The organism is Halobacillus halophilus (assembly GCF_020171985.1).
Lineage (GTDB): Bacteria > Bacillota > Bacilli > Bacillales > Halobacillaceae > Halobacillus > Halobacillus halophilus_A.
The window spans coordinates 68,987-90,949 of sequence record NZ_JAIVAL010000013.1 but is presented as its reverse complement, the minus strand read 5'-3'; the positions used below and the strand labels follow the sequence as shown (position 1 = coordinate 90,949).

The 21,963-nt window shown below is 40.2% G+C and carries 23 protein-coding genes; 12 read left to right on the top strand and 11 right to left on the bottom strand.

Annotated elements, in window-relative coordinates:
• Positions 1 to 25: 25 nt before the first annotated feature.
• Genes nadA through nadB form a run of 3 tightly spaced genes read right to left on the bottom strand, consistent with a single transcriptional unit; the run spans position 26 to position 3,525 of the window.
• Positions 26 to 1,132, bottom strand: a complete 1,107-nt coding sequence (nadA, locus tag LCM11_RS17235) for a quinolinate synthase NadA (RefSeq protein ID WP_224895531.1) — start codon at positions 1,130 to 1,132, stop codon at positions 26 to 28.
• Entirely contained in the window at positions 1,119 to 1,982 is an 864-nt protein-coding gene (gene nadC / locus LCM11_RS17230; protein WP_224895530.1) for a carboxylating nicotinate-nucleotide diphosphorylase, read from the bottom strand. Before nadC ends, nadA begins: the two co-directional genes overlap by 14 nt.
• Positions 1,963 to 3,525 (bottom strand): L-aspartate oxidase, encoded by a 1,563-nt coding sequence (gene nadB, locus LCM11_RS17225; protein WP_224895529.1) that lies wholly within the window; start codon positions 3,523 to 3,525, stop codon positions 1,963 to 1,965. Before nadB ends, nadC begins: the two co-directional genes overlap by 20 nt.
• A gap of 97 nt (positions 3,526 to 3,622) precedes the next feature.
• Here nadB and LCM11_RS17220 point away from each other — a divergent pair, with 97 nt between their 5' ends.
• A complete protein-coding gene (locus LCM11_RS17220; protein ID WP_224895528.1) occupies positions 3,623 to 4,786 on the top strand; it encodes an IscS subfamily cysteine desulfurase in 1,164 nt (387 codons plus the stop codon).
• A 16-nt stretch (positions 4,787 to 4,802) separates the two neighbouring features.
• On the opposite strand, the gene LCM11_RS17215 is transcribed toward LCM11_RS17220, so the two are convergent.
• Positions 4,803 to 6,122, bottom strand: a complete 1,320-nt coding sequence (locus tag LCM11_RS17215) for a TrkH family potassium uptake protein (protein ID WP_224895527.1) — start codon at positions 6,120 to 6,122, stop codon at positions 4,803 to 4,805.
• Positions 6,123 to 6,313: 191 nt separating this feature from the next.
• Here LCM11_RS17215 and LCM11_RS17210 point away from each other — a divergent pair, with 191 nt between their 5' ends.
• Together LCM11_RS17210 and mscL are read left to right on the top strand one after the other, a co-directional pair.
• Complete coding sequence (locus LCM11_RS17210; RefSeq protein ID WP_224895526.1) at positions 6,314 to 7,132, top strand: ABC transporter ATP-binding protein; 819 nt, start codon at positions 6,314 to 6,316, stop codon at positions 7,130 to 7,132.
• 88 nt (positions 7,133 to 7,220) lie between these two features.
• Positions 7,221 to 7,712 carry a large conductance mechanosensitive channel protein MscL gene (gene mscL, locus LCM11_RS17205; RefSeq protein WP_224895525.1) on the top strand — a complete coding sequence of 164 codons (492 nt, stop codon included), beginning with the start codon at positions 7,221 to 7,223 and terminating at the stop codon, positions 7,710 to 7,712.
• An 86-nt stretch (positions 7,713 to 7,798) separates the two neighbouring features.
• On the opposite strand, the gene LCM11_RS17200 is transcribed toward mscL, so the two are convergent.
• A complete protein-coding gene (locus LCM11_RS17200) occupies positions 7,799 to 7,978 on the bottom strand; it encodes a hypothetical protein (protein WP_224895524.1) in 180 nt (59 codons plus the stop codon).
• 199 nt (positions 7,979 to 8,177) lie between these two features.
• Between LCM11_RS17200 and LCM11_RS17195 the strand changes: the two genes are divergently transcribed.
• Entirely contained in the window at positions 8,178 to 9,419 is a 1,242-nt protein-coding gene (locus tag LCM11_RS17195; RefSeq protein WP_224895523.1) for an MFS transporter, read from the top strand.
• Positions 9,420 to 9,453: 34 nt separating this feature from the next.
• Here the strand turns inward: LCM11_RS17195 and LCM11_RS17190 are convergent, their stop codons facing one another.
• Positions 9,454 to 9,882, bottom strand: coding sequence for a BrxA/BrxB family bacilliredoxin (locus LCM11_RS17190; RefSeq protein WP_224895522.1), 429 nt, complete (start codon positions 9,880 to 9,882; stop codon positions 9,454 to 9,456).
• An 11-nt stretch (positions 9,883 to 9,893) separates the two neighbouring features.
• Positions 9,894 to 11,042 carry a conserved virulence factor C family protein gene (locus LCM11_RS17185; RefSeq protein WP_224895521.1) on the bottom strand — a complete coding sequence of 383 codons (1,149 nt, stop codon included), beginning with the start codon at positions 11,040 to 11,042 and terminating at the stop codon, positions 9,894 to 9,896.
• 291 nt (positions 11,043 to 11,333) lie between these two features.
• Here LCM11_RS17185 and LCM11_RS17180 point away from each other — a divergent pair, with 291 nt between their 5' ends.
• The 3 genes from LCM11_RS17180 to LCM11_RS17170 are packed head-to-tail and all read left to right on the top strand — an operon-like array spanning position 11,334 to position 13,698.
• Positions 11,334 to 12,254 carry an ABC transporter ATP-binding protein gene (locus LCM11_RS17180; protein WP_224895520.1) on the top strand — a complete coding sequence of 307 codons (921 nt, stop codon included), beginning with the start codon at positions 11,334 to 11,336 and terminating at the stop codon, positions 12,252 to 12,254.
• Positions 12,247 to 13,224 carry an ABC transporter permease gene (locus LCM11_RS17175; RefSeq protein ID WP_224895519.1) on the top strand — a complete coding sequence of 326 codons (978 nt, stop codon included), beginning with the start codon at positions 12,247 to 12,249 and terminating at the stop codon, positions 13,222 to 13,224. The genes LCM11_RS17180 and LCM11_RS17175 overlap by 8 nt, the downstream gene beginning before the upstream one ends.
• A 21-nt stretch (positions 13,225 to 13,245) precedes the next feature.
• Positions 13,246 to 13,698 carry a DUF4064 domain-containing protein gene (locus tag LCM11_RS17170; protein ID WP_224895518.1) on the top strand — a complete coding sequence of 151 codons (453 nt, stop codon included), beginning with the start codon at positions 13,246 to 13,248 and terminating at the stop codon, positions 13,696 to 13,698.
• 208 nt (positions 13,699 to 13,906) lie between these two features.
• Here LCM11_RS17170 and LCM11_RS17165 read toward each other — a convergent pair whose 3' ends face one another.
• A complete protein-coding gene (locus LCM11_RS17165; RefSeq protein ID WP_223254247.1) occupies positions 13,907 to 14,080 on the bottom strand; it encodes a hypothetical protein in 174 nt (57 codons plus the stop codon).
• A gap of 121 nt (positions 14,081 to 14,201) precedes the next feature.
• Here LCM11_RS17165 and LCM11_RS17160 point away from each other — a divergent pair, with 121 nt between their 5' ends.
• Both LCM11_RS17160 and LCM11_RS17155 read left to right on the top strand, forming a co-directional pair.
• Entirely contained in the window at positions 14,202 to 15,107 is a 906-nt protein-coding gene (locus LCM11_RS17160; protein ID WP_224895517.1) for a formate/nitrite transporter family protein, read from the top strand.
• Between the two features lie 72 nt (positions 15,108 to 15,179).
• Positions 15,180 to 15,872, top strand: coding sequence for a peptidase E (locus LCM11_RS17155; RefSeq protein WP_224895516.1), 693 nt, complete (start codon positions 15,180 to 15,182; stop codon positions 15,870 to 15,872).
• Between the two features lie 59 nt (positions 15,873 to 15,931).
• On the opposite strand, the gene LCM11_RS17150 is transcribed toward LCM11_RS17155, so the two are convergent.
• Both LCM11_RS17150 and LCM11_RS17145 read right to left on the bottom strand, forming a co-directional pair.
• Positions 15,932 to 16,402 carry a DinB family protein gene (locus LCM11_RS17150; RefSeq protein ID WP_224895515.1) on the bottom strand — a complete coding sequence of 157 codons (471 nt, stop codon included), beginning with the start codon at positions 16,400 to 16,402 and terminating at the stop codon, positions 15,932 to 15,934.
• A gap of 128 nt (positions 16,403 to 16,530) precedes the next feature.
• Positions 16,531 to 17,559, bottom strand: a complete 1,029-nt coding sequence (locus tag LCM11_RS17145; RefSeq protein ID WP_224895514.1) for an AimR family lysis-lysogeny pheromone receptor — start codon at positions 17,557 to 17,559, stop codon at positions 16,531 to 16,533.
• 176 nt (positions 17,560 to 17,735) lie between these two features.
• On the opposite strand from LCM11_RS17145, the gene LCM11_RS17140 reads away from it, so the two are divergent.
• Positions 17,736 to 18,500, top strand: a complete 765-nt coding sequence (locus tag LCM11_RS17140; protein WP_224895513.1) for a MerR family transcriptional regulator — start codon at positions 17,736 to 17,738, stop codon at positions 18,498 to 18,500.
• A 47-nt stretch (positions 18,501 to 18,547) separates the two neighbouring features.
• Here the strand turns inward: LCM11_RS17140 and LCM11_RS17135 are convergent, their stop codons facing one another.
• Positions 18,548 to 19,603, bottom strand: coding sequence for a class I SAM-dependent methyltransferase (locus LCM11_RS17135; RefSeq protein WP_224895512.1), 1,056 nt, complete (start codon positions 19,601 to 19,603; stop codon positions 18,548 to 18,550).
• A gap of 268 nt (positions 19,604 to 19,871) precedes the next feature.
• On the opposite strand from LCM11_RS17135, the gene LCM11_RS17130 reads away from it, so the two are divergent.
• Positions 19,872 to 20,639: a LysM peptidoglycan-binding and 3D domain-containing protein gene (locus LCM11_RS17130; protein WP_224895511.1), complete on the top strand. Its 768-nt coding sequence runs from the start codon at positions 19,872 to 19,874 to the stop codon at positions 20,637 to 20,639.
• Between the two features lie 593 nt (positions 20,640 to 21,232).
• Positions 21,233 to 21,829, top strand: coding sequence for a 3D domain-containing protein (locus LCM11_RS17125; RefSeq protein ID WP_224895510.1), 597 nt, complete (start codon positions 21,233 to 21,235; stop codon positions 21,827 to 21,829).
• Positions 21,830 to 21,963 lie beyond the last annotated feature (134 nt).

The window sequence follows — 21,963 nt, the reverse complement described above, 5'->3', positions numbered from 1 at the left end:
CATTCTTGTAAAATTCTTTTGGAAATCAGGCCCTTGCCAGCATACGTTCCAGGGCTTTTCTAGCATCCGCCGCAATATCATGATCTACTTTAATTAGGTTTTGAGGTTTTCCTTCGGCTAGGGATTCCAATGACCAGGCGAGGTGAGGAAGATCAATTCGATTCATTGTAAGACAAGGACACATCCGTGGATTTAAAGAAATGATATGCTGCTCCGGATGTTCACGAATGATCCGGTTCACTAAATTCATTTCCGTACCTATTGCCCATGCACTGCCAGGAGCGGCGTTTTCAATCTGGCTGATAATGTAGTTCGTCGATCCAGCATAATCGGATAAAGCTACTACTTCACGGCTGCATTCGGGATGCACAATGATGTTCATATCTGGATAGTCTTTCCGTACCTGCTTAACATTTGAAACGGTAAAGTTTTCATGAACCGAACAGTGCCCTTTCCATAAAATTACTTTCACTTCTTCGAAAGGTACTTCGTGAACCAACTCTTCTCGTATAGGATCCCACACGGCCATTTGTTCGAGGGGAATGCCGAGATCGTAAGCGGTATTCCGACCCAGATGCTGATCCGGTAAAAACATAATACGCTCTTTCTGGGATAGGGCCCATTCGATCATGCCTGCAGCATTGGAGGAAGTGACTGTTGCTCCCCCGTGCTTCCCTACAAATGCTTTAATAGCAGCAGTGGAATTGACATAAGTAAGGGGAAGTATAGTGTCGTTAAACTTAGTCTTTAGCTTCTTCCACGCTTTTTCAGTCTGTGTGAGGTTTGCCATATCAGCCATCGAACAACCCGCTCTCATATCAGGGAGGTACACGTGCTGGTCTTCCCTGGTTAAAATATCGGCGGTTTCTGCCATGAAATGTACTCCGCAAAAAACAATGGCTTCTGCTTCGTGCTGAGTTGCTGAGAGCTGAGCTAATTTCAGAGAATCCCCCCGTACATCAGCGAACTGGATGACTTCATCTTTCTGATAATGGTGACCGGGTAAAAAAAGGCTTGCGCCCATTGTATTTTTGACATTCCAAATGATCGTTTCTAATTCCTTCTTGCTCCTATTTTTATAACGCTCAGGTAAGGTGGGGCTGGAATGCTCCAACGTTTCAAATAGATTCATAGTTTGGCCTCCTTTGTTTAATCGAAACATTTGCGCTTATGTCGAGAGAAGGGGCTGAATGGGTAAGCGCTCCAAGAGATATATAATCAACTCCCGCTTTGCGGTAATCAGCAAGATTATTCAGGTTAATTCCTCCCGAAGCTTCTGTCGTAATATCAGAAGGGACGAGCTGAATTAAGGTGTTGATTTCTTCTGGAGTCCGGTTATCAAACATAATGCAGTCGGCTCCAGCCAGGACTGCTTCCTTAACTTGAGCTTCATTTTCTGTTTCCACTTCAATTTTAACCATGTGACCTAACTTGTCTCTGAGCGTTTCAACGGCGTTTGAAATGGAACCGGCAAAAGCTATATGATTATCTTTCAACATGACGGCGTCGTACAGTCCAAATCTATGATTTACGCCCCCTCCGATTTGAACCGCGTATTTTTCAAATATTCTTAGACCGGGTGTGGTCTTTCTTGTATCACAAATTTTCGTTTCTTTATCATTAAGGATTTTGAGGGCTTTGGATGTAAGCGTAGCAATTCCGCTCATTCGTTGGATTAAATTAAGGATCACCCGTTCACCTTTTAGTAGATTCACAATGGGCCCTTTGATAGCTGCAATTGATTCACCTGAAGAAATGGCTGTGCCATCCTGAATGTGAACCTGCACTGTTATGGAAGGGTCAAGCAGCTGGTAACCCTCTTGAATAATTTCCGTGCCGCAAAAAACCCCGGCTTGCTTGCTTATAAAGTGAAGCTCACCGATTACATCTTGAGGGAAGAGGAAGTCACTAGTTACATCTCGATCTCCTATATCTTCTAAAAAAAAATTCTCCAGAAGTCGTCTAACTTTTAATCTGTTCATTGAATGCCCTTCTTTCTAATAATCTTTGTTGGAGAATCTGTTTCCCTTGCCAGCTGCTTCTTTCATTAGGAAAATCACAGCGATAGTGACCTCCACGGCTTTCTTCCCGTTCTATGGCTGAAGCAGTTACAAGCCAGGCGGTCTGCATCATAAAGAAACGATTGATTTGTTCGACAGTGAGCAAGTCAAGCCCGAATTCATGAAATTTCTCAAGTTGGAATGATTCCAGCCATTCCATTTGCTCATTCAATTTTTGAGCTGAACGGACAATCCCGACCCGTTCCATCATGAGACGTTGGATTAATTCTTTTTCGGGCAATTCGGGGAAGAGGAACGTCGTGTTTTTCTTGTTTTTGTGAATAGGTATGTGCTTCCCAGGATTAGAGTTAATGTGCCGGGCCAATCGTTTTCCAAAAGTGAGGGCTTCAAGCAAAGAATTACTGGCGAGTCGGTTTGCACCGTGAACACCGGTACAGGCTGTTTCTCCGAGAGCATAAAGTCCATCGACCGTGGTTTGTCCAACGGGATCTGTCTGGACCCCTCCCATTACGAAGTGAGCTCCTGGGGCTACAGGAATTAGGCCTTTACTTAAATCAATACCGTGATCTTCGCAAAGAGCGCTTACTGTAGGGAATTTCATCTGAAAATCTCTTATGGATCTGATGTCTAAATAAACGCTCTGTCCTTTTCGTAAGTAATTATAAATGTTCTGCGCTACTATATGTCTTGGAGCTAAGTCTTTAAGAGGGTGGACATTCTCCATAATTCTTTCACCTGTTTTATTAATTAATACAGCTCCTTCTCCTCTCACGGCCTCTGAAACAAGCCCTTTCGTTTCTTCATTTGAGTATAAAAGGGTCGGGTGAAATTGTATGAACTCCATGTCTGCAAGTTCAGCACCGGCTATATAAGCTAGTGCCATGCCATCTCCGGTAATCGTGTCGGTGTTAGAGGTGAATGAATAGATCTGCCCACACCCTCCCGTTGAAAGAACCACATAAGGAGCTGTAAATGTATGCATGCAGTTCTCCTGATCTTTACTTTTCACTCCATAACATCGCCCCAGATCATCTAGAAGCAGCTCATAAACAAATTGATTTTCATAGATAGATATATTAGAAGATAAGTGTTGTATCAGCCCTTCTACAATCCGCTTTCCGGTTTGGTCTCCACCTCCGTGTACGATACGCCGTTGGTTGTGCGATCCTTCTTTTCCAAGAAGAAGAGCCCCCGCTTCATCTGTATCAAATTGACATCCATCCTTTATGAGTTCCTCAATGAGAGCGGGAGCTTCTTGTACTAATTGCATGACAGCATTTGGATGATTCAAGTGGCATCCGGCTTCGAGTGTATCTAAGTAGTGTAGATAAGGAGTATCGCTCGTCCCGATGGCTGCTGCAATACCTCCTTGAGCATAAGTAGAATTACTATGTTTCACAAAAGACTTTGTGAGAACAATCACATTTAAATCCTTACTTAAGTGTCTGGCTAACTGTAAGGAGGCCAAGCCGCTCCCAACAATAATAACGTCTGCTTTTTTCATAACTTTCCTCCTGTTTATTTACAGGTGTATTGACACTTATATTTACACAGAATTAAACTTATGACAAGTGGTTTACGGAAAAAGGAGGATAAAAAGAATGTCTACCTATTTTGACTATGCAGCTACCTGTCCGATCGATGAAGAGGCACTTGAGGCTTATGTTAAAGCTTCACGTGAATTCTATGGGAACACTCGCAGTCTGCACGACCCAGGCACAAAAGCAGAAGTACTGCTATCTCATTGCCGCAAAACACTTGCGAATCTTCTCGGAGTTCATAAAGAAGGAATGTATTTTACGAGTGGAGGTACAGAAAGTAATCTGCTTGCTATGGAAGGTCTAATGAAAGCAGGTAAAGGAAATCATCTGATTACGTCTGCTGCCGAACATTCATCTGTAAGAAATTCAGCAGAAAAATTGGCAGCAGATGGATATGAAGTTAGCTGGGTTCCATTAACGAAGGAAGGAATCGTTGACGTAAACGAATTAGAAAAGTTAATGCGCGAAGATACCGTACTTGTAAGTATTCAGCATGTAAATAGTGACATTGGAACAATTCAGCCTATTAGAAGAATTCGAGAGGTTTGTGATAAGTGGGGTGCATGGTTACATAGCGACTGTGTCCAATCATTCGGAAAAGTGGAGTTAAATTCAATTATACCTTGCCTGGACAGCTTTTCACTCTCCAGTCACAAAGTGTATGGTCCTAAAGGAACGGGGGCTTTGTACATAAGTCCGGCTGTTTCTTTCCAGCCTTTGCTGCCAAATGGAACGCATGAATCCGGCGTTCGAGCTGGGACTGTAAACACCCCTGGGATCGCAGCTTTTACCACGGCTGCTGCAAAATCCATTCGAGAACTGGAGAAACGTCAGTCTAAAATTAAAGCTTTAAAGCATGAGTTCTTAAATGCTTTGAATGATATAAAATTTCAGATCAAAATAGTAAGCGAGTCCGTGAATTCGGTTCCGATTATTGGGTTATGCATGAACGGTCTTGAAGGGCAGTGGGTAATGCTTGAAGCTAATCGCCGCGGTTATGCTTTTTCTACAGGAAGTGCCTGTCAAGTTGGGAGTGAAGGATCTCCTTCTATTCTTACGTCTGTAGGATTGAATGAAGATGAGGCAAAATCTTTTATCCGTATTTCTTTTAGCCATGATCATACAAGAGAAGATATACTTGGAATCGCTGAATGTCTTAAAGGAATAGTAAACGAATATGCTGTTCTTTCCAGCCAAATCAAAAAGCCCGCTTTTTATAAATAAAAAGCGGGCTTACAGGTTAACCAGTTAATACGTCTTCGTTTGGATATTTGATTGGGTCAGGTTTGTAACGGGCAAAAGCAAAAGCAAAAGTCAGTGGACCTAACTTTCCGATAAGCATGATGAAAATAAGTGTTAATTTTCCAATCAGAGTCAAATGCCCCGTCAGTCCCATAGACAAACCAACAGTGCCGAAAGCAGATATCGTTTCGAACAATATCATCAAAAAAGGGGCATCTTCGGATAGATTTAAGATAAAAGTCCCTAAAAACACTATTCCTACACTCCCAACTGTAAGAGCGAGAGCACGCATGATTAGATGGAAGTGGAAACTTCTGCGGTATAGGTTCACATGTTCTTTTTGCCTGAAAAAAGTGATAGAAGCAAGGACTATAATGAGCGCAGTAGATAGTTTAATACCTCCAGCGGTTGAGGTACTCCCTCCACCGATAAACATAAGCATCAGCATGTAAAAGAGGGAGGAGTCTTCCATCTGACTAATATCAATTGAATTAAATCCTGCTGTTCTTGGTGTTACTGCCTGAAAATAAGCAGCCTGAAATTTACCGATTGCAGAGAAGTCTGCGATGGTGTCAGGATTATTATATTCCAGAACAAAAATCATGAACAAACTCACTACATTTATGAATAAGGTCCCGACGAGCATTATTTTAGTATGGAGTGATAAATGATAAAATTCTTTGCTTCTCCACAAATCAAAAACAACCGTAAAACCGATACCACCGATAATAAAAAGCAATGTAATAACAATATTTACTAGCGGGTCCACTGCGTAAGCAGAAAGGCTGTCGGACCAAATAGAAAAACCGGCATTGTTAAATGCTGAAATGGAATGAAAAATACTTGCATATATGCCTTTAGCCATCCCCATTTCCGGAACCCACCTTAACGACAAAAAAACGACAGCCATTGTTTCAATGGTAATTGAAAAAATAAATAATTTTCGAACCAGGCGGATTACACCGCCGAGGGAGGTTTGATTTAAAGCCTGCTGAATTAACAGCCGCTCTTTAATTCCAATCTTTTTACCAAGTACCATGTAAATTAGTACCGCAAAGGTCATGATGCCCAAACCACCCACCTGGATCAAGACTAAAATGATAATCTGCCCGAACAAGGTGAAGGCTGTACCAGTATCTATTACGACTAGCCCGGTAACCGTCATGGCCGAGGTCGCTGTAAACAGAGCATCAATGAAAGTTATTCCATTAGATGTAGCGGACGGCAGTTTAAGCAGAAATGTGCCCAAAGTAATAAACAGGATAAATACGCTGATTAGCGTTTGGGGAGGACTCATGTGTATCATACGGGTTTTCATGGATATCTCCTTATGTAAAAGAATGATCTTATTATAATCCAAGCTTATAAAAGGAGAATGGTCCATTAGAACTACTTTTAATTAACTTGCTTGTTTTTTATAAAATCTTTATAATCGGTAGTGATAATGATTTTCACTATTAGCATTTATTATATATAAAGTTTGTTTATAGATTTGAGGGAGGATTTTGCATGGCAAAGCTGATGACTGAAAAAGTCGGAATCGCTTATGGTGACTATAATGTAGTGGAAGATTTGGATTTGGATATTCCTGAAAATCAAATAACGACCATTATAGGTCCTAATGGGTGTGGGAAATCCACAATACTGAAAGCTTTAGCCAGGATCCACGCTGTAAATTCAGGCAGCGTTTATTTAGATGGCAAAGCCATTAAAAAGGAATCCACCAAAAATATTGCCAAAAAAATGGGCGTACTTCCTCAAACTCCGAAAGCACCAAGCGGATTGACTGTTTCTGAGTTAGTTTCTTACGGCAGGTTCCCTCATCAAAAAGCCTTTGGCAAATTAAACGATCATGATAGAGAAATGATTCAGTGGGCTCTTTCCATTACTGGCATCGAGGAATTTGCGGATCGGCCAATTGATGCCCTTTCAGGTGGACAGCGCCAGCGTGTATGGATCGCTATGGCATTGGCTCAGGAGACAGAACTGCTCATTTTGGATGAGCCTACGACTTACTTAGACTTAGCTCACCAACTGGAAGTTCTTAAGTTATTAGAACAATTGAATCGCGAAGAGGGGCGCACTATTGTAATGGTCATCCATGATTTAAACCATGCTGCACGCTTTGCCGACTATATTGTAGCTTTAAAGGAAGGGCGAATCATTAAGGAAGGAACACCTGAAGAAGTCATTCAGCCAAAAGTACTGGAAGACGTGTTCCAAATCGATGCTGAAGTTGTCAAAGACCCAAGAACGAACCGGCCGGTCTGCCTTACTTATGACCTGCTGGGATCTGTACCGAATGTTTGTCAACAAGCTATCTTATAAATCAACCCTGGGCGCCTGCCCAGGATTTTTTTATAGTTCATAGTTTGTCCTTATATCTCATAGGATAATTCCGAAGGGAGAGGACAAGATGGGGCTATTCCATGAATTTCGCCAGTTTACAGTTAGAGGAAGCGCGGTGGACATGGGTGTAGGGATGGTATTAGGAGCCGCATTCAGTGGTTTTATTGATTCGCTCGTTACGGACATTCTGCTCCCTCCCGTAGGGTTATTATATGCAAAAGTGAATTTTGAAGAAATGTTTTTTAATTTGAGCGGAGGGTTCTATCCAACTCTGTCTGCGGCTAAAGAAGCTGGGGCTGTAACCATCAATTATGGGCTGTTTCTTACCGCAGCAGTACGTTTCATTATCATATTATTTGCCGTATTTCTTGTAGTCAGGCAGATTAATCGATGGAAAAAACCTCATCAGCATCCGTTGCATGCCATGACGAAAAAAGAATGTCCCTATTGTTGCACACCAATACCTTCTCAAGCAGTTATCTGCCCCAATTGTGGTTCTCAGCTCGAACCAAGTTTTAATAAAGAAGAACGGCAAAAAACTCGGTGGAATATTAAATAATTTTAAGTTTTTAAAAGATCCGATTAAAGTTGAAAAAAGGAATACCCAAAAGCGGGTATTCCTTTTTTTGATTTTCATGATAGTGATTATTCTTCAGAGTCAGACTCAGAATCACTTTCCATTTCGGAATCGCTTTCTTCAGAACCGGATCCATCTTCCATTTCTGACTGTTCTTCTGTATCTTCGCCATCTTCACCTTCTCCGCCACAAGCGGCCAACGTAAGCACAGAAACTAAACCTAAGGCTAACATCCATTTTTTAATCAAAAGGATCATCCCCTTTCAAAATATGTTACAAGTAAAAGGTAACGGATGGAAGTAAATGGTGCTTAAAGGAAATGTGAAAAAATGGTAAATTTTAATAAAACATCACCTTGGTAATTTACAAATATAGTAAATTCATTAGAGCAAATATTTACTTTTGGTTTGGATATCCTATAAGTATGAATTTAAATGAGGTGTATTTATGGAGAACAAAGTCAGTCGATGGTGTCTCATCAGTATGGCATCCATTCCACTAGTAATGACGCTTGGAAATTCAATGTTAATACCTGTTCTTCCGATATTTGAAAAAAAGGTGGGGATATCTTCTTTTCAATCCAGTACGATCATTACCAGCTATTCTTTAGCCGCTATCTTTCTTATACCTGTCGCTGGTTACTTATCGGATCGATTTGGAAGGAAAATTGTGATATTACCCAGTCTGATTTTAGCTTTTATAGGAGGAGTAATAGCAGGTTTCGCTTCATGGAAGGTGAATGATCCATTTATTTGGATCATTATCGGACGAGTTCTTCAGGGGATGGGGGCGGCAGGAGCTACACCGATTATTCTGCCTCTTGTAGGAGATTTGTATAAAGATGATGATGAAAAAACCAGTTCCTGTTTAGGCTTGATTGAGACGTCCAATACTTTTGGTAAAGTACTAAGTCCAATTCTTGGAGCAGCATTTGCTGCTTTCTTATGGTTTTTACCGTTTTTTTCTATATCCTTCTTTAGTCTAATATCCATTCTGTTAGTATTCTTTTTCATTAAAGTTCCTAAAGGTGAAAAAGAAGAACCGGCAAAATTAAAGGAATTTCTGAAAAACACAAAGAAAATCTTTAAACAGGAAGGAAAATGGCTGTATCCTGTATTTTTATTAGGGATCTACGCTATGCTTATCTTGTTTGGTGTTCTTTTCTTTTTATCTGATATTTTGGAAAAAGTTCATGATATTAACGGCGTAAAAAAAGGGTTTGTTCTAGCAATCCCGTTATTTTTTCTTTGCATCGCTTCTTTTATAACAGGAAAGAAAATAAAAGGAGAGACAAAGACGATGAAAAGAGTCATTCTTCTTTCTTTGGCCGGTATTTCAGCGAGTGTGATTTTTGTAGGTTATGTAAATAAACAGCTGATACTTCTTCTGCTTGTCACAAGTGTTCTAGGGATTGCTATAGGAGCTATGCTTCCAACATTAGATGCCCTTATCACGGAAGGAATTGAAAAAGAAGAGCGAGGAACCATCACCTCTTTTTATAGTTCGTCAAGATTTATAGGCGTGGCTGCTGGTCCGCCAGTAATGTCACTGGTCATGAAAGAGTTATTAAATATCAGTTATATTAGTGCAGGGATAATCGGAGTGTTATTAATCCTAATTGTTATGAAGTTCATTAAAGGGGAGAATAGTAATTCGGCTTCAAGCAACCCTGCGGTAACATCCACATAAAAAAAGGCGGCCTTTCTAAGGGCCGCCTTGTGTATTAGCAGTATTGATTATAGGAAGATGTTAAGTTCTCTACAATCTCTTCTACTTCATAATCTTCAATTTCTTCCCGAGGGATGAAATGAAGGACTTGTCCATCTTTAAGTAGAGCCATAGATGGAGATGAAGGCTCATAGCCTTCTAAATATTCTCTCATTCGTGAGGTTGCTTCGCGATCCTGACCTGCAAATACGGTTACTAAATGATCAGGTTTAGGATCATTAGTAAGAGACTCTCTTGCGGCTGGACGGGCAAGACCTGCGGCACAGCCACATACGGAATTAATGACAACGAGCGATGTCCCTTTTGTGGATGCAATGAATTCATCCACTTCTTCGGGAGTTGTCAATTCGGTGAAGCCGGCATTAGTTAATTCATCTCTCATTGGCTGGGAAATCTCTTTCATATAAGCTTCATATGGATTCATAAATAATCCTCCTAGTTTGGTTTTTGTTTAGTGGCCTGTGTCATTTGGTGCCAAACAGACCCTTTTGCGTCTTCGCCGCCTTCAATTCGTTCGATCGCCATATTTATTTGCATTTTGACTTCAAATTCAGGGTCATCTGCAGCTTTTCTTAAAGCAGGAAGAGCAGACTCATCTCCCAGTTCATATAAGAACATAGCAGCACGCCAGCGAACAATTTTATTAGGATCAGCCAGGGAATCAATCATTCGCGGCATAGCTTCTTTAAACCCTAAATCTGAAATACAGTCCCCCGCTGTCCGCCTCACGGTGACGGATTTATCATTCAATGCTTTATAAAGGAAGGGCAGAGTCTCCAATTCTTCTATCATACCAAGGTAGGCAGCAGCTAACCTTCGAATGGAGGCCTTACTATCGTCTAAAGCTTTATCTAATATGGCATAGTCCTCAGCGGTAGGGTTCATACGATCAAGTGCCGCATAACGTACTTTCCAATCGTCATGATCCAATGTTTCAAGTGTAATCCTCGACTTCTTCTCTGTCGTTTCTACATAGTCCGCTTCTTGATCAAACGCTTGTTTAACCAGTGAATCAAGTCTTTCTTGATCGTAACTTGCCGAGATTTCTTCCTTAACTTGCTCCCCAATCTCTGAAGTATCCCCGAAGCGCGGGCTCTGTTCTACCCACTTGCGTTCCATAATCATATTCGGAGAAGCAGGAGATGCTTTCATTGCGGCCTCCATAAATCTTTCCGGAAGACCTACACGCTTCTCGGTTTCGCCTTCTTCAAGCTTTACTTGCATGGGAATGCCACGAAAAATTTGAATAAACACTTTAACTTCTCCAAATGAATCCTCGGAAGTCTCTAAGGGTTCACTTTCATTGATTCCCTCAATTTCAGAAGATGAGCCAAGGGTTTTTCTTACTTCTGGAAGTATCTGCTCCCAAGAGATTTTTGCATTTCGCTCCAGGGCAATAAAGTCAGTCACGTGATAAAGTCCTTTTACCCCCTCAACCTCAAATAATCTTTTTATAAAATCCGGGGCGCTGTCCAAGACGTCCCCTTTCTTATAGTTATGAGTTTCACCATCAGGTAAATGCTCATTCAGATTGATTTTCATTGAGTTTGGGCTGGGCGTTGGTTCAATTGATACAATCTTCATTTAGATTCTCCCTCCATACTCCGTTAATTTCTAGTTTATCAAAAATAAGAAACTCCATCCATTGTTAAGGAGGAAAGAGAAGTAGAGTAGGAGGAATGAACAACTATCCCACTGTATAAGTTATATAAATGGGAATGTAGCAAGAAGTAGAAAAAAGGGGAGCTGCATGCAGTAATCCTCGAAATTTCCCGGGAAATATTCACGAAATAATGTAATAAATTAAAAAAATGTGAAACAACCTGTCTCTTTTTTACGTAGTAGAAAAGTGAGAATAATAAAGGAGGGGTTTATTTGTCTCAATCTGTTATGCAGTTGAAAAATGTCAGTAAAACGATAAAAAACAAACAGATTATTAAAGGGCTTGATTTTGAAATTTACAGTGGAGAAGTATTTGGATTTCTAGGTCCTAACGGAGCAGGTAAAACAACCACGATTCGAATGATGGTCGGGTTAATGGATATGACAAACGGAGACGTATTGATACAGGGAAACAGCGTTAATAAGGATTTTAAGAAAGCTATCCGCCATGTCGGCGGAATTGTAGAAAACCCGGAAATGTATCCTTTCATGAGTGGTCGAAAAAACTTATTGCACTATTCCCGAATGATTCCAGGAATTACAGAAGAACGAATACAGGAAGTCATTCGCCTGGTGGGGCTGGAAAACAGAATCAAGGACAAAGTAGGGAAATACTCATTAGGAATGAGGCAGCGTCTCGGAATTGCACAGGCACTTTTACATAAGCCGACTATTCTTATTTTAGATGAACCTACTAATGGCCTGGATCCTGCAGGGATTCGAGAGGTAAGAGCGTATATTCGGCGTTTGGCTGCTGAAGAAGGGGTAGCAGTTATTGTTTCAAGTCATATCCTCTCAGAGATGGAAATGATGTGCGACCGGATTGGAATTATCAAAAATGGAGAATTAATTTCCATACAGTCTGTGGAAGACGCTTTGCAACAAACAGATACTAAGGAGGTTTCGGTAGAAGCCTCACCTATTGACCGTGCCCAGGAATTTTTGAAGCAAAAGGTGGACTCGCCTGTCCAGCTGGATAGTAACACAGTAACTTTCAACAGTACACGTGAACAAATACCAGGAATTATAAGCGGACTGGTTAACGAAGGGATAGATATTTACAGTGTGAATGTCAATCGTTCGACATTAGAAGACAAATTCCTGGACTTGATAGGGGAGAATTCCATTGAATAACTTTATACAATTAGTGCGAAATGAACAAATGAAGCTTTACTCTCAAATTGCAACTTGGATTATGCTTATTATACTTGGGGTATTGGTTATCGGATTCGGTGTACTTATGAAAGTTGATAATACGATGATTAGTGGGGAGGGACCTACAGGGGAAAACTGGAAACAGGAGTTGCAGGAACAGAATACGCAGTTGAAAGAGGAGCAGCAAGGACCACCGGATCCTGGTGAGGAAAGGGAACAAATTCAGTATCCATCTTACACAGATATTGAAATGAATGAGTACCGCATTCAAAATGATATTAAGCCATCCGGATATGATGTTTGGGACTTTTTGCAAACCAACCGAAGTTTAATATCTATTATCAGTTTGTTTACCATTATCGTTGCTGCCGGGATGATAGCAAATGAGTTTAAGTGGGGAACTATAAAACTCTTACTAATTAGACCTATTTCCAGAACTAAAATCTTGTTGTCCAAATATGTATCTGTGCTTTTGTTTGCTGGAACAATGCTTCTTTGTTTATATGCTTTGTCCTTTATCGTTGGGGCTGCACTCTTCGGGATTGACAGTATCTCACAGACTTATTTATTTCGACAGGCAGGAGAGATTCAGGAAGCGTCCATTTTTCAGCACACCGTTTCCATGTATTTACTAAGTTCGGTCAACTTGTTATTGATGGCAACTTTCGCTTTCATGATCTCCGCTGTCTTTAGAAATAGCTCATTGGCTATAGGGGTGGCGATCTTCTTAATGATGGCTGGTAACTCCATTGTGCTTTTTCTAATGGAAAGAGAATGGGCAAAATATATCTTATTTGCCAATACGGATTTAACGATGTATTTAGAAGGAAATCCTATGTTCAACGAGCAAACAGCAGGGTTTTCTATTGCTGTGTTATTCGTGTACTATATAATTTTCGTTATACTTGCCTGGGTCTTCTTTACGAAAAGAGATGTGGCGAGCAATTAAATAAATAAAGGAGAGATAAGGATGAAACGAACAGCTGAAATTGTGCTTACTGTTATTGGAATTGTATTGTATGGTCTGCCTATACTGTTGAGCGGGATTTTCTTAAGTAATAAAGATAACCCTCAGTTCAGGCAGGAACTGGAGAATGTTATGAATTCCTCTCAGGAAATGCAGAGCAGTGGAACGATTAATGTAAATCAGATGCTTGATGCTATGGGTACCTTTACGATGGTCATCATGATAGCAGCGCTAGTGGCAATTGCTTTGGGGATCTTATCCATTGTGTTTCTTAAAGGAGATAAAAAGCCAAAGGCGGCAGGCATTATTTTAATTGTTACAGCAATTATTATGACATTTGGAACAGTAGGACTTGGTATATTTGCAGGTGTGGCTTACTTAATAGCGGGTATTGTCGCACTGGTTAGAAAATCAAAGAAACCTACAAATGAGGAAACCAGTATGGAGAGCTATTAAGTAGGGGGCGAAGGGAGTGGGACTAACAATCCTGCTCTCTCTTTATTTTATGAGGCTTTTCAAGGATAAAATATTCCAGCTTTTAAGGTGAACGACCGTCGCAGATACTTTTGAGGCTATGATTTCTAATTGACTATATAGAAAAGGATCGATATGTGATAGGGCTGTCCTTATGAAAAAAACGCTGGATTTACCAGCGCTTTTTCAGTTAATCAAGGTATCGATTCATTTCATCAACGTTGGCGGGCTCTCTATTATAAACGGACCCCTCCTGAGACATAAAACCGCTGCCTCCACAGATTTTACAAGTGTACTTCCACTCTTCATCATCCATGAGCAAACCTTCTCCGCCACAAGCAAGACAAACTTGATCTCTCGGCATATCCATGCTCCTTTGCAATATTAGGATTTACCCTTAATGTGTACCACTCCGATAAAAGTTATTCTGAGTAGGATTATTGCGAGGGGATAATGGGAATAGCAGAATCATTGGAGGGATGCATGTGGCTAATAATGACAATAGACTAGAAGAAGAACACGAAACTAAAGAAACAGACACTTCTTCCAATGGCAAAATTGATCGACCCGGCCGACAATTTTATATTCCATCTCAAATTGTAGATGAGTTTGGGGAAAAAGGGCGGGATCATTTAAATAAACCATTTAGAGCCCAATTCTTACTTGCGCTTACAGCAGGATCGTTTATGACATTTGGTGCAATATTTTCAATTTTGCTTGCTATAGGAGTAGAGACTCAAGGGGTATATCATCTGCTTTCCGGTTTGGGATTCGCTGCCGGTTATGCGATGGTTTTTATTTCAGGTTCCGTACTATTTACAGAAATTAATGTACTTCTTCCCTCTTATCTTTTTAATAAAGCAGGCTTAATGAAAGCCAATATCTATAAGTTCTGGGCATCTACTTATATTGGAAATATACTTGGTGCAGTTATGGTGGCAGGTCTTATACAACTCTCTGCCTCATTATCAGACCCATTTTACACCGAACTTTCCATGTATTTAGATAAGAAGATGAAGTTTATGGATCATGGAATTAAAGGTTGGTTTGAAATCTTAGTTTCAGGTATTATAGCCAACTGGCTGATTGGAATGGCAGCTTTTCTAACTACAGCAGCACGTGATATTACAGGTAAATTTCTGGGAACCATGCTTCCGGTTATTTTATTCGTAGCAGGTAACTTCCAGCACAGTGCCGCCAACATGGGGTACTTTAGTATGGGAATATTATATTCTGATAAATATGAATGGTATGAATACATCTTCTTCAATCTTATACCAGCCAGTATAGGTAACTTGATTGGCGGCGGAATTCTTGTTTCGCTATTGTTCTCTTACGCTTACAAAGAAGATATTCAGACATCATTAGGTAAACCAAAACCAAGAAAATGATTATATCAATCCCTCAGGTCATCCATAATTTGGGTGGCCTGAAGTGTATAAAAAGGTGAAGGAGGTTGGGTAATGAGGCAAATCATTGCTATGGGTGGAGGAGGATTTTCTATGGAAGATGATAATCCTGGACTTGACCAATACATACTAAGACAGTCAGATGCAGATAAGCCTTCCATTTGTTTTATCCCAACAGCAAGTGGAGATGGAAATGAGTATATTGAAAAGTTTTATCGTTTTTTTGAGAAAGAGGATTGTAATCCAAGCCATTTGTCATTATTTAATCCTCCGCAGAACCTAAGGGAATTCGTATTAGATAAAGATATTCTTTACGTTGGCGGGGGTTCAACCAAAAATATGCTGGCGCTCTGGAAAGAGTGGGGACTAGAGAAAATCATCATAGAAGCCTGGAAACAGGGGACTGTGCTGGCGGGTTTGAGTGCAGGGGCTATCTGCTGGTTTCAACAAGGGGTAACTAACTCTTATGGCGACAAACTAAGGCCGATTGATTGTCTCGGGATTATTGAAGGTAGCTGCTGTCCTCATTATGACGGAGAAGTCAACCGTCGTAAGGCTTATACAAAGTTTATTACAAATGAAGAAATAATACCGGGTTACGCTTTGGATGATGGAGCAGCACTTCATGTCGTGGAAGCAAAAATACATAAAGCCATTAGTTCCAGAAGAAGTGCACAAGCCTACTACGTTTACAATAAAAACGGAACAGCCGTAGAAGAAAAGATTCCGATCACTTATTTGTCCTAAAAAACACCACCTCAGGTCATCCAGAATATGGATGACCTGAGGTGGTGTTTTATCTAATTTTATTCAAATAATAGAATTTCGGGATCTTTACGATAGGAGTGGACGAGCATGGCGTGAAGCTGCCCTCGATGATGATACATATGTGCAACGATTTGCAGAAGCCATTCATACCGGGTGTAAGTTACTCCCCACCATGAAACGGTTTCTGTATGAAGGTCTTCCTCCGTATAATTCTCATATTGTGTTTTTAGTTGAGAAAAATGGTCGAATAACCTTTCAAGAATCTCTTCTTTTGATTGTAAAGAATAGGATTGGTAGAGGGCGTTCATTTCTTCTTCAGATGCACTCTCAGCAATTTTGCCATCAGCTGCCGGAATGATCGAAAGGTGTTCCAATAGCTCTCCGATTGAATATTTCTCTTCAGTCGGCCGTAAAGCGAGTTCTTCTTCGGTTAACTGTCCAGCTATTTCAGAGATAGACGCAATAACTACTTCTAATTGGTGAAAGGCACTTTGACAATACATATTCATATTATCCAACCTCTTTTGCAAATTTATTGTAACTTCATTTATTCTACACTATTCTAATAAATCCCTTTAAAGGAAAAATAGTCTATATTTTTCTATTCCATAAAAAAGAAGCTGTCTGTATTCAGCTTCTATACGACTTTAAGTACCCGCTTCATATAATAATCTGGTAACTGGGCAAAGAAAAGATCGTTGTATTCATTAATAAATCTGTTTTTCGCTTTACGCAAAAGCTGTAAATTCCTCTCCGCTAAACCCAGGTACGTTTGTTGGAAAGGAGTTAAAGAGGGTAATGTGGAAAGGATATCAATAGCTTCCTCTCGTTGACCGCGTGAAAGTAGTAAATGAGCCTTTTCGGTAGGGTCATTGGATTTAATTTGTTCCGACTTCTGATGAAACGCAGCTATAAATGGAATAGTTTGCTCCAGGGTCACCTGAGATGCATAAGAATAACCATTAGTTTCGGCGATGTTTATCGTCTTTTTGGCATAATCCATAGCCGCATCGTAATTTTCAAAACTATAGCATAACGCAAGGTTGTGGTGCATCATGATTTGTTTTCTAGGAGCAAGGCCGGCATTTATATACTTATAGGCAAACTTCCTTGCCAGGACTAAATGATTGGCTTTCCAATGATGCTGGAACGTGAGTTCATCAAAACGGAGTTTCATGTAGTAGTGAAACAGTGGTTCATTGATCGTAAATAAAGCGGTTTGAATTTCCTCAGTGAACTTATCCATTCCTGCATATTTCTTTATATCATAATGTGCATAAACAAGAAGGAACAGATGAAGGCACTTAAGAGAAGGATGTTCGAAACCAAACTCCTCAATGGACTTTATATCGTTCGTACTTAAAGGCTGTTTTTTTCGATCCAGAATTATGCGATAGAGCTTTGCAATGTCTTCATGCATATAATTTTCCTTCAGATGAGCTTCAAGCTCCTCGAAAAAATCATTCATATACAGGAACTCTGCTAATGCTAATTGATCTTCTAACTTGGAAGGTCTGGAGCGTTGACAGAAAACCCTGGTGAATTCTGCTGCTTCTATACTGTTTCTTTCTTTCAAATAATCATAATAAACCTGATAAACCGGGGACGTATGGTGAATATGAATGCTATTTAATTTAGCTGGTTGAATAACTTCGTGGATATGCATGCTCCCCCCGCCCTCATTTACTTATTTACTTTATTATAGCTTTTTTTAAGTTTTACTCAAAGTTATGTGCCCGGGTGATGAAAGGGAGACGGGGGGCATTTTTTCTGAAAATATATAAGTAAACCATTGACCCTTACGCTGCGTCATACCATAGACTTTGAATTGAGGTGATCACCATGTATAAAGTTAAGGAGGTAGCAAGGCTGGCAGGCATTAGTGTACGTACACTTCATCACTATCACGAGATTGGCCTTTTGAGCCCTTCGGAAGTGAAATCGAATGGCTATCGTTATTATAGTGAAAAAGAAATAACACGACTGCAGCAAATTCTTTTTTTCAGAGAGATGGACTTTTCATTAGCTAAAATCAAAAAAATTTTAGATGATCCTGATTTTGATCAAGAAAAGGCTTTGCGTCGCCATAAGAAAATTTTATTAGAAAAAAGCAGACGGTTGGAGCGAATCATTTTATCCGTAGACCAGACACTTCAATCATTGAAAGGAGGAAATCAAATGACGAACCATGAACGTTTTCAACCATTTGATAAAAGTCAAATTGAGCAACAGCAAAAAATGTATGAGCAAGAAGTGAAAGAACGCTGGGGAGATACAGAGGCTTATCAGGAATCTAAAAGAAGAACAAAAGCATACTCGGAAGAGGATTGGAAAACCATTCAGGAAGAAGGAGCAGAGATTGACAGGCAAATTATCGGACGAATGGAACAAGGGCCGGATGACTTAGACGTGCAAAGACTTATAGGAGAAAAGCGTAAGCATATATCGAAGTATTTCTATGATTGTCAGTTGGAGATATTTAGAGGTCTTGCGGATATGTATGTAAGTGATCCTAGGTTCACGAAGAATATCAATCAATTGCAGCCTGGATATGCAGAATTTTTACAGAAAGCGATGCACATTTACTGCAATAGGATGGAAGAATAAACACCAAAAGGGACTAGTTTATAGTCCCTTTTGGTGTTTGGTATGGACTATCGAGGCTGACAAACTAGTCCGTTATGCACTTTAATATATCCGTGCCTTAAAATATCAAAGCCGTTTTCATACATATACAATCCCATCTGCTCTACTGTCATAAGTTCACGGTACGTATGGTTCATTACATCTGCCATAATACGGTAGTATAAGCGTGACCGAACTTGATTTCGGGGGGTAGTCATAATAGCATAACCTCCTGGCTTAAGGAATCGTCGATGCCAGTCAGCCACTTCATGTTTATATTCATCGGGAAAGTGTTCCAGCAAACCAACAGAAAGAACGATGTCAAACTCCTTATTAAAATCAAGGTTACGAATGTCCTCGACCAGATATTCTATGTTTAAGTCATCTTTGTAATAGACCGCAGGATGTCCTGTGCGTGGGTTTTCACCTAGGAATGGATAACTATCCGGGAAATCTGTAAATCTAGTTGTCTTACAATATTCGTCATAATCCACCATCACAATTTCTGCCCCGGGATACATCGCTCCAAGCTGCATGGCTTCGTAACCTTCAGCGGCTCCTAAAAATAATATGCGAGGCCTGTTTAAATGAAGTCCTTCAAATAGTGCGCGTTTACCCCTGGGGTCCCAAATTCCATCTTGGACGCGATGAATGTAATTCCAAAGTTGAAGTTGAATGACTTCTCCGAGAGCTTGCTTAACTTCGGCAGGTTTAAAAGTACGGAGACTTTTTAGGAAATGATGTTTCGAATTGCCTATCTCCTTCGGCACATCTTTAATAAACCATTCATGGAAGGACTTGTTAAATAACGTCCAGGAAGTGTGAGGGTCCATAACTTCATTGTTTTTTGATTCCCACTCCTGTTTTTCTTTGGCGGAAGCCTCCACTTCATAAGGTTTGCCAACATCCTTCCAGGATAATTGTGACCAGTCTCTCACTGTATTTAAAGTTACAAATTTATTATAGTCTTTCTCAGACAGTTGACGTAGATCGGTACGATACTGACGGTGAAGATGAGTAGTCCCGATATCTTTTTCAGAATAGGGTTTTGTGTGGTACCGGGTACGTGACTTTTCTTGTAACATGAAACCCCCGCCTTTTTTCAGAATAGTTTTATTTATTATAAACAATAATGGTAACGCTTACAAGATTTGGTTATTCTACCCTATTATGACGGGGAATTTCGCCAAAATAGCTGCAAATATTACAACCTTGTAAAAAGAGTGTAATATTTGATATATAATTGTTGTCATCCTGTTATTGTTGTTTGCCTCTGAGATGGGTAAAGTTAGAGTTGTTATTTTAGACAGAGATAAAAAAATAATTCGACTGTTAACTAGGGAGGCATTAATTATGAAAAAAACATTATTTTCAATAGCAGCGATTTTAATGATTATGGCATCTACAACAATTACAGCTAGCGCACAGGAAACTGTGGTTGATAGAGGAGATACACTTTGGGGCATCGGTCAAGAATATGGGGTGTCTGTTGAAGACATTAAAGACATCAACGGCCTATCTTCCGACTTGATCCATCCTGGACAAACTATTCAAATCAGTGAAGAAAGCAATGATTCAAATGAATCAACTTCAAGTGATGAACTATATACAGTTAATTCTGGAGACACTCTATGGGGAATCGGTCAGGATTATTCAGTGAAAGTAGATTCATTGAAATCTTGGAACGATCTATCTTCTGATCTTATTCACCCTGGACAAGAATTAATTGTGGAAGGAACTCAAGCAGCTTCTACAGACAGTGAACCAGTTGAGGAAGAAGAAGTGAAAGAAGAAACTTCTAAATCAAATGATACTTCTGGTGAAGAAGTAGCTAAAACAATGACGATGGAAGCAACTGCTTACACAGCATTCTGTGAAGGCTGCTCTGGTACAACTTATACGGGCATCGACCTAAGAGCGAACCCGGATCGTAAAGTAATCGCAGTGGATCCTGACGTTATTCCACTAGGTTCTGAAGTTTACGTAGAAGGTTACGGTAAAGCTGTTGCTGGAGATATCGGCGGCGCTATTCAAAATGACCGCATTGACGTATTTATCCCTAACCAGGACGACGCTCTGGACTTCGGACGTAAAGACGTAGAAGTAACTGTTTACGAATAAGTATAAGTACGATTCCACAATTGAATAATTAATAAGATAATATGACGATGTCCATTTGGGCATCGTTTTTTCTTTTTTTATTGTTTTTTACAACCTCCGCCTAATGAACAAGGATCATCTATCATTTACCCTGAGGTTTAATGGTTGTTAACGCGAAGAAACCGACGAGACTCCCGCGGGAAGGAGCTAGGCGAGACCCCACAGGGAGTGAAACGAGCGAGGAGGCTCCTTGAAAAGGAGGATCGACTAAACTCGCCACGTCCTATGGCAACTTCGATCGACCCTACATCTTGTAGGGCCGCAGGAAAGCGAGTTGTTTCCGTAGCCATCCCTTCTCTATATTAAGTAACGAACCCAAAATATCTCGGAATCAAGTCTTCATGTAACGGGAGCTTTAATGGAAAATCATCATGGAGGTTTAGAAGAGCATTTTTCTCAATCTGGTAAATATTACACATGTGTGAAACAAATGTAATATTTGAAAACGGATTGTTGTCACCCTGTTATTGAGATACAACTGTGAGGTGTTAAGGTGGGAGATGTGATTTTAAACAGAGGCGATCATCTGTTTAGCAAATAAGGAGGTAATTATCATGAAAAAAACAATTCTTTCAATAGCAGCAACTTTTGCAATTATAGGTACAACAACCATTACCGCAAGCGCAAGTGAAGTAGTCGTAGATAAAGGAGACACCCTTTGGGGCATCGGTCAGGAAGAAGGGGTTTCCGTAGAACAGCTTAAAGACGCAAACGATTTATCATCTAACCTGATTTTCCCGGATCAGACGCTTACCATTAATGACGGATCAGATAATCAAGCAGAAGAAAGCGAAGAAAATCATTCAGAGGCAGAAGATGTAAAAGCATCCGGCTCAGAAGATTCTTCTGGTGAAGAAGTAGCTAAAACAATGACGATGGAAGCAACTGCTTACACAGCATTCTGTGAAGGCTGCTCTGGTACGACTTATACGGGCATCGACCTAAGAGCGAACCCGGATCGTAAAGTAATCGCAGTGGATCCTGACGTTATTCCACTAGGTTCTGAAGTTTACGTGGAAGGTTACGGTAAAGCTGTTGCTGGAGATATCGGCGGCGCTATTCAGAATGATCGCATTGACGTGTTTATTCCTAATCAAAGCGATGCTTTTGATTTTGGACGTAAAGATGTAGAAGTAACCGTGTACGAATAAAGCTGATTAGCCAAATAAAGAAAAAACGATGTCCTATTCTATTAGGCGTCGTTTTTTCTTCTTTATTAAAAGAGGTAAATATTACATCTGTGTGAAATAACTGTAATCTTTGAAAACATATTGTTGTTATCCTG

Excerpts from the sequence above, each read along its gene's own strand:
- LCM11_RS17220 (WP_224895528.1), top strand. The coding sequence starts at position 3,623 with ATGTCTACCTATTTTGACTATGCAGCTACCTGTCCGATCGATGAAGAG.
- mscL (WP_224895525.1), top strand. The coding sequence starts at position 7,221 with ATGGGGCTATTCCATGAATTTCGCCAGTTTACAGTTAGAGGAAGCGCG.
- nadA (WP_224895531.1), bottom strand. The coding sequence starts at position 1,132 with ATGAATCTATTTGAAACGTTGGAGCATTCCAGCCCCACCTTACCTGAG.
- LCM11_RS17150 (WP_224895515.1), bottom strand. The coding sequence starts at position 16,402 with ATGAATATGTATTGTCAAAGTGCCTTTCACCAATTAGAAGTAGTTATT.
- LCM11_RS17145 (WP_224895514.1), bottom strand. The coding sequence starts at position 17,559 with ATGCATATCCACGAAGTTATTCAACCAGCTAAATTAAATAGCATTCAT.
- LCM11_RS17170 (WP_224895518.1), top strand. The coding sequence starts at position 13,246 with ATGAAACGAACAGCTGAAATTGTGCTTACTGTTATTGGAATTGTATTG.
- LCM11_RS17195 (WP_224895523.1), top strand. The coding sequence starts at position 8,178 with ATGGAGAACAAAGTCAGTCGATGGTGTCTCATCAGTATGGCATCCATT.
- LCM11_RS17210 (WP_224895526.1), top strand. The coding sequence starts at position 6,314 with ATGGCAAAGCTGATGACTGAAAAAGTCGGAATCGCTTATGGTGACTAT.
- nadC (WP_224895530.1), bottom strand. The coding sequence starts at position 1,982 with ATGAACAGATTAAAAGTTAGACGACTTCTGGAGAATTTTTTTTTAGAA.
- LCM11_RS17155 (WP_224895516.1), top strand. The coding sequence starts at position 15,180 with ATGAGGCAAATCATTGCTATGGGTGGAGGAGGATTTTCTATGGAAGAT.
- LCM11_RS17135 (WP_224895512.1), bottom strand. The coding sequence starts at position 19,603 with ATGTTACAAGAAAAGTCACGTACCCGGTACCACACAAAACCCTATTCT.
- LCM11_RS17185 (WP_224895521.1), bottom strand. The coding sequence starts at position 11,042 with ATGAAGATTGTATCAATTGAACCAACGCCCAGCCCAAACTCAATGAAA.
- LCM11_RS17130 (WP_224895511.1), top strand. The coding sequence starts at position 19,872 with ATGAAAAAAACATTATTTTCAATAGCAGCGATTTTAATGATTATGGCA.
- LCM11_RS17140 (WP_224895513.1), top strand. The coding sequence starts at position 17,736 with ATGTATAAAGTTAAGGAGGTAGCAAGGCTGGCAGGCATTAGTGTACGT.
- LCM11_RS17125 (WP_224895510.1), top strand. The coding sequence starts at position 21,233 with ATGAAAAAAACAATTCTTTCAATAGCAGCAACTTTTGCAATTATAGGT.
- LCM11_RS17190 (WP_224895522.1), bottom strand. The coding sequence starts at position 9,882 with ATGAATCCATATGAAGCTTATATGAAAGAGATTTCCCAGCCAATGAGA.
- LCM11_RS17165 (WP_223254247.1), bottom strand. The coding sequence starts at position 14,080 with ATGCCGAGAGATCAAGTTTGTCTTGCTTGTGGCGGAGAAGGTTTGCTC.
- nadB (WP_224895529.1), bottom strand. The coding sequence starts at position 3,525 with ATGAAAAAAGCAGACGTTATTATTGTTGGGAGCGGCTTGGCCTCCTTA.
- LCM11_RS17215 (WP_224895527.1), bottom strand. The coding sequence starts at position 6,122 with ATGAAAACCCGTATGATACACATGAGTCCTCCCCAAACGCTAATCAGC.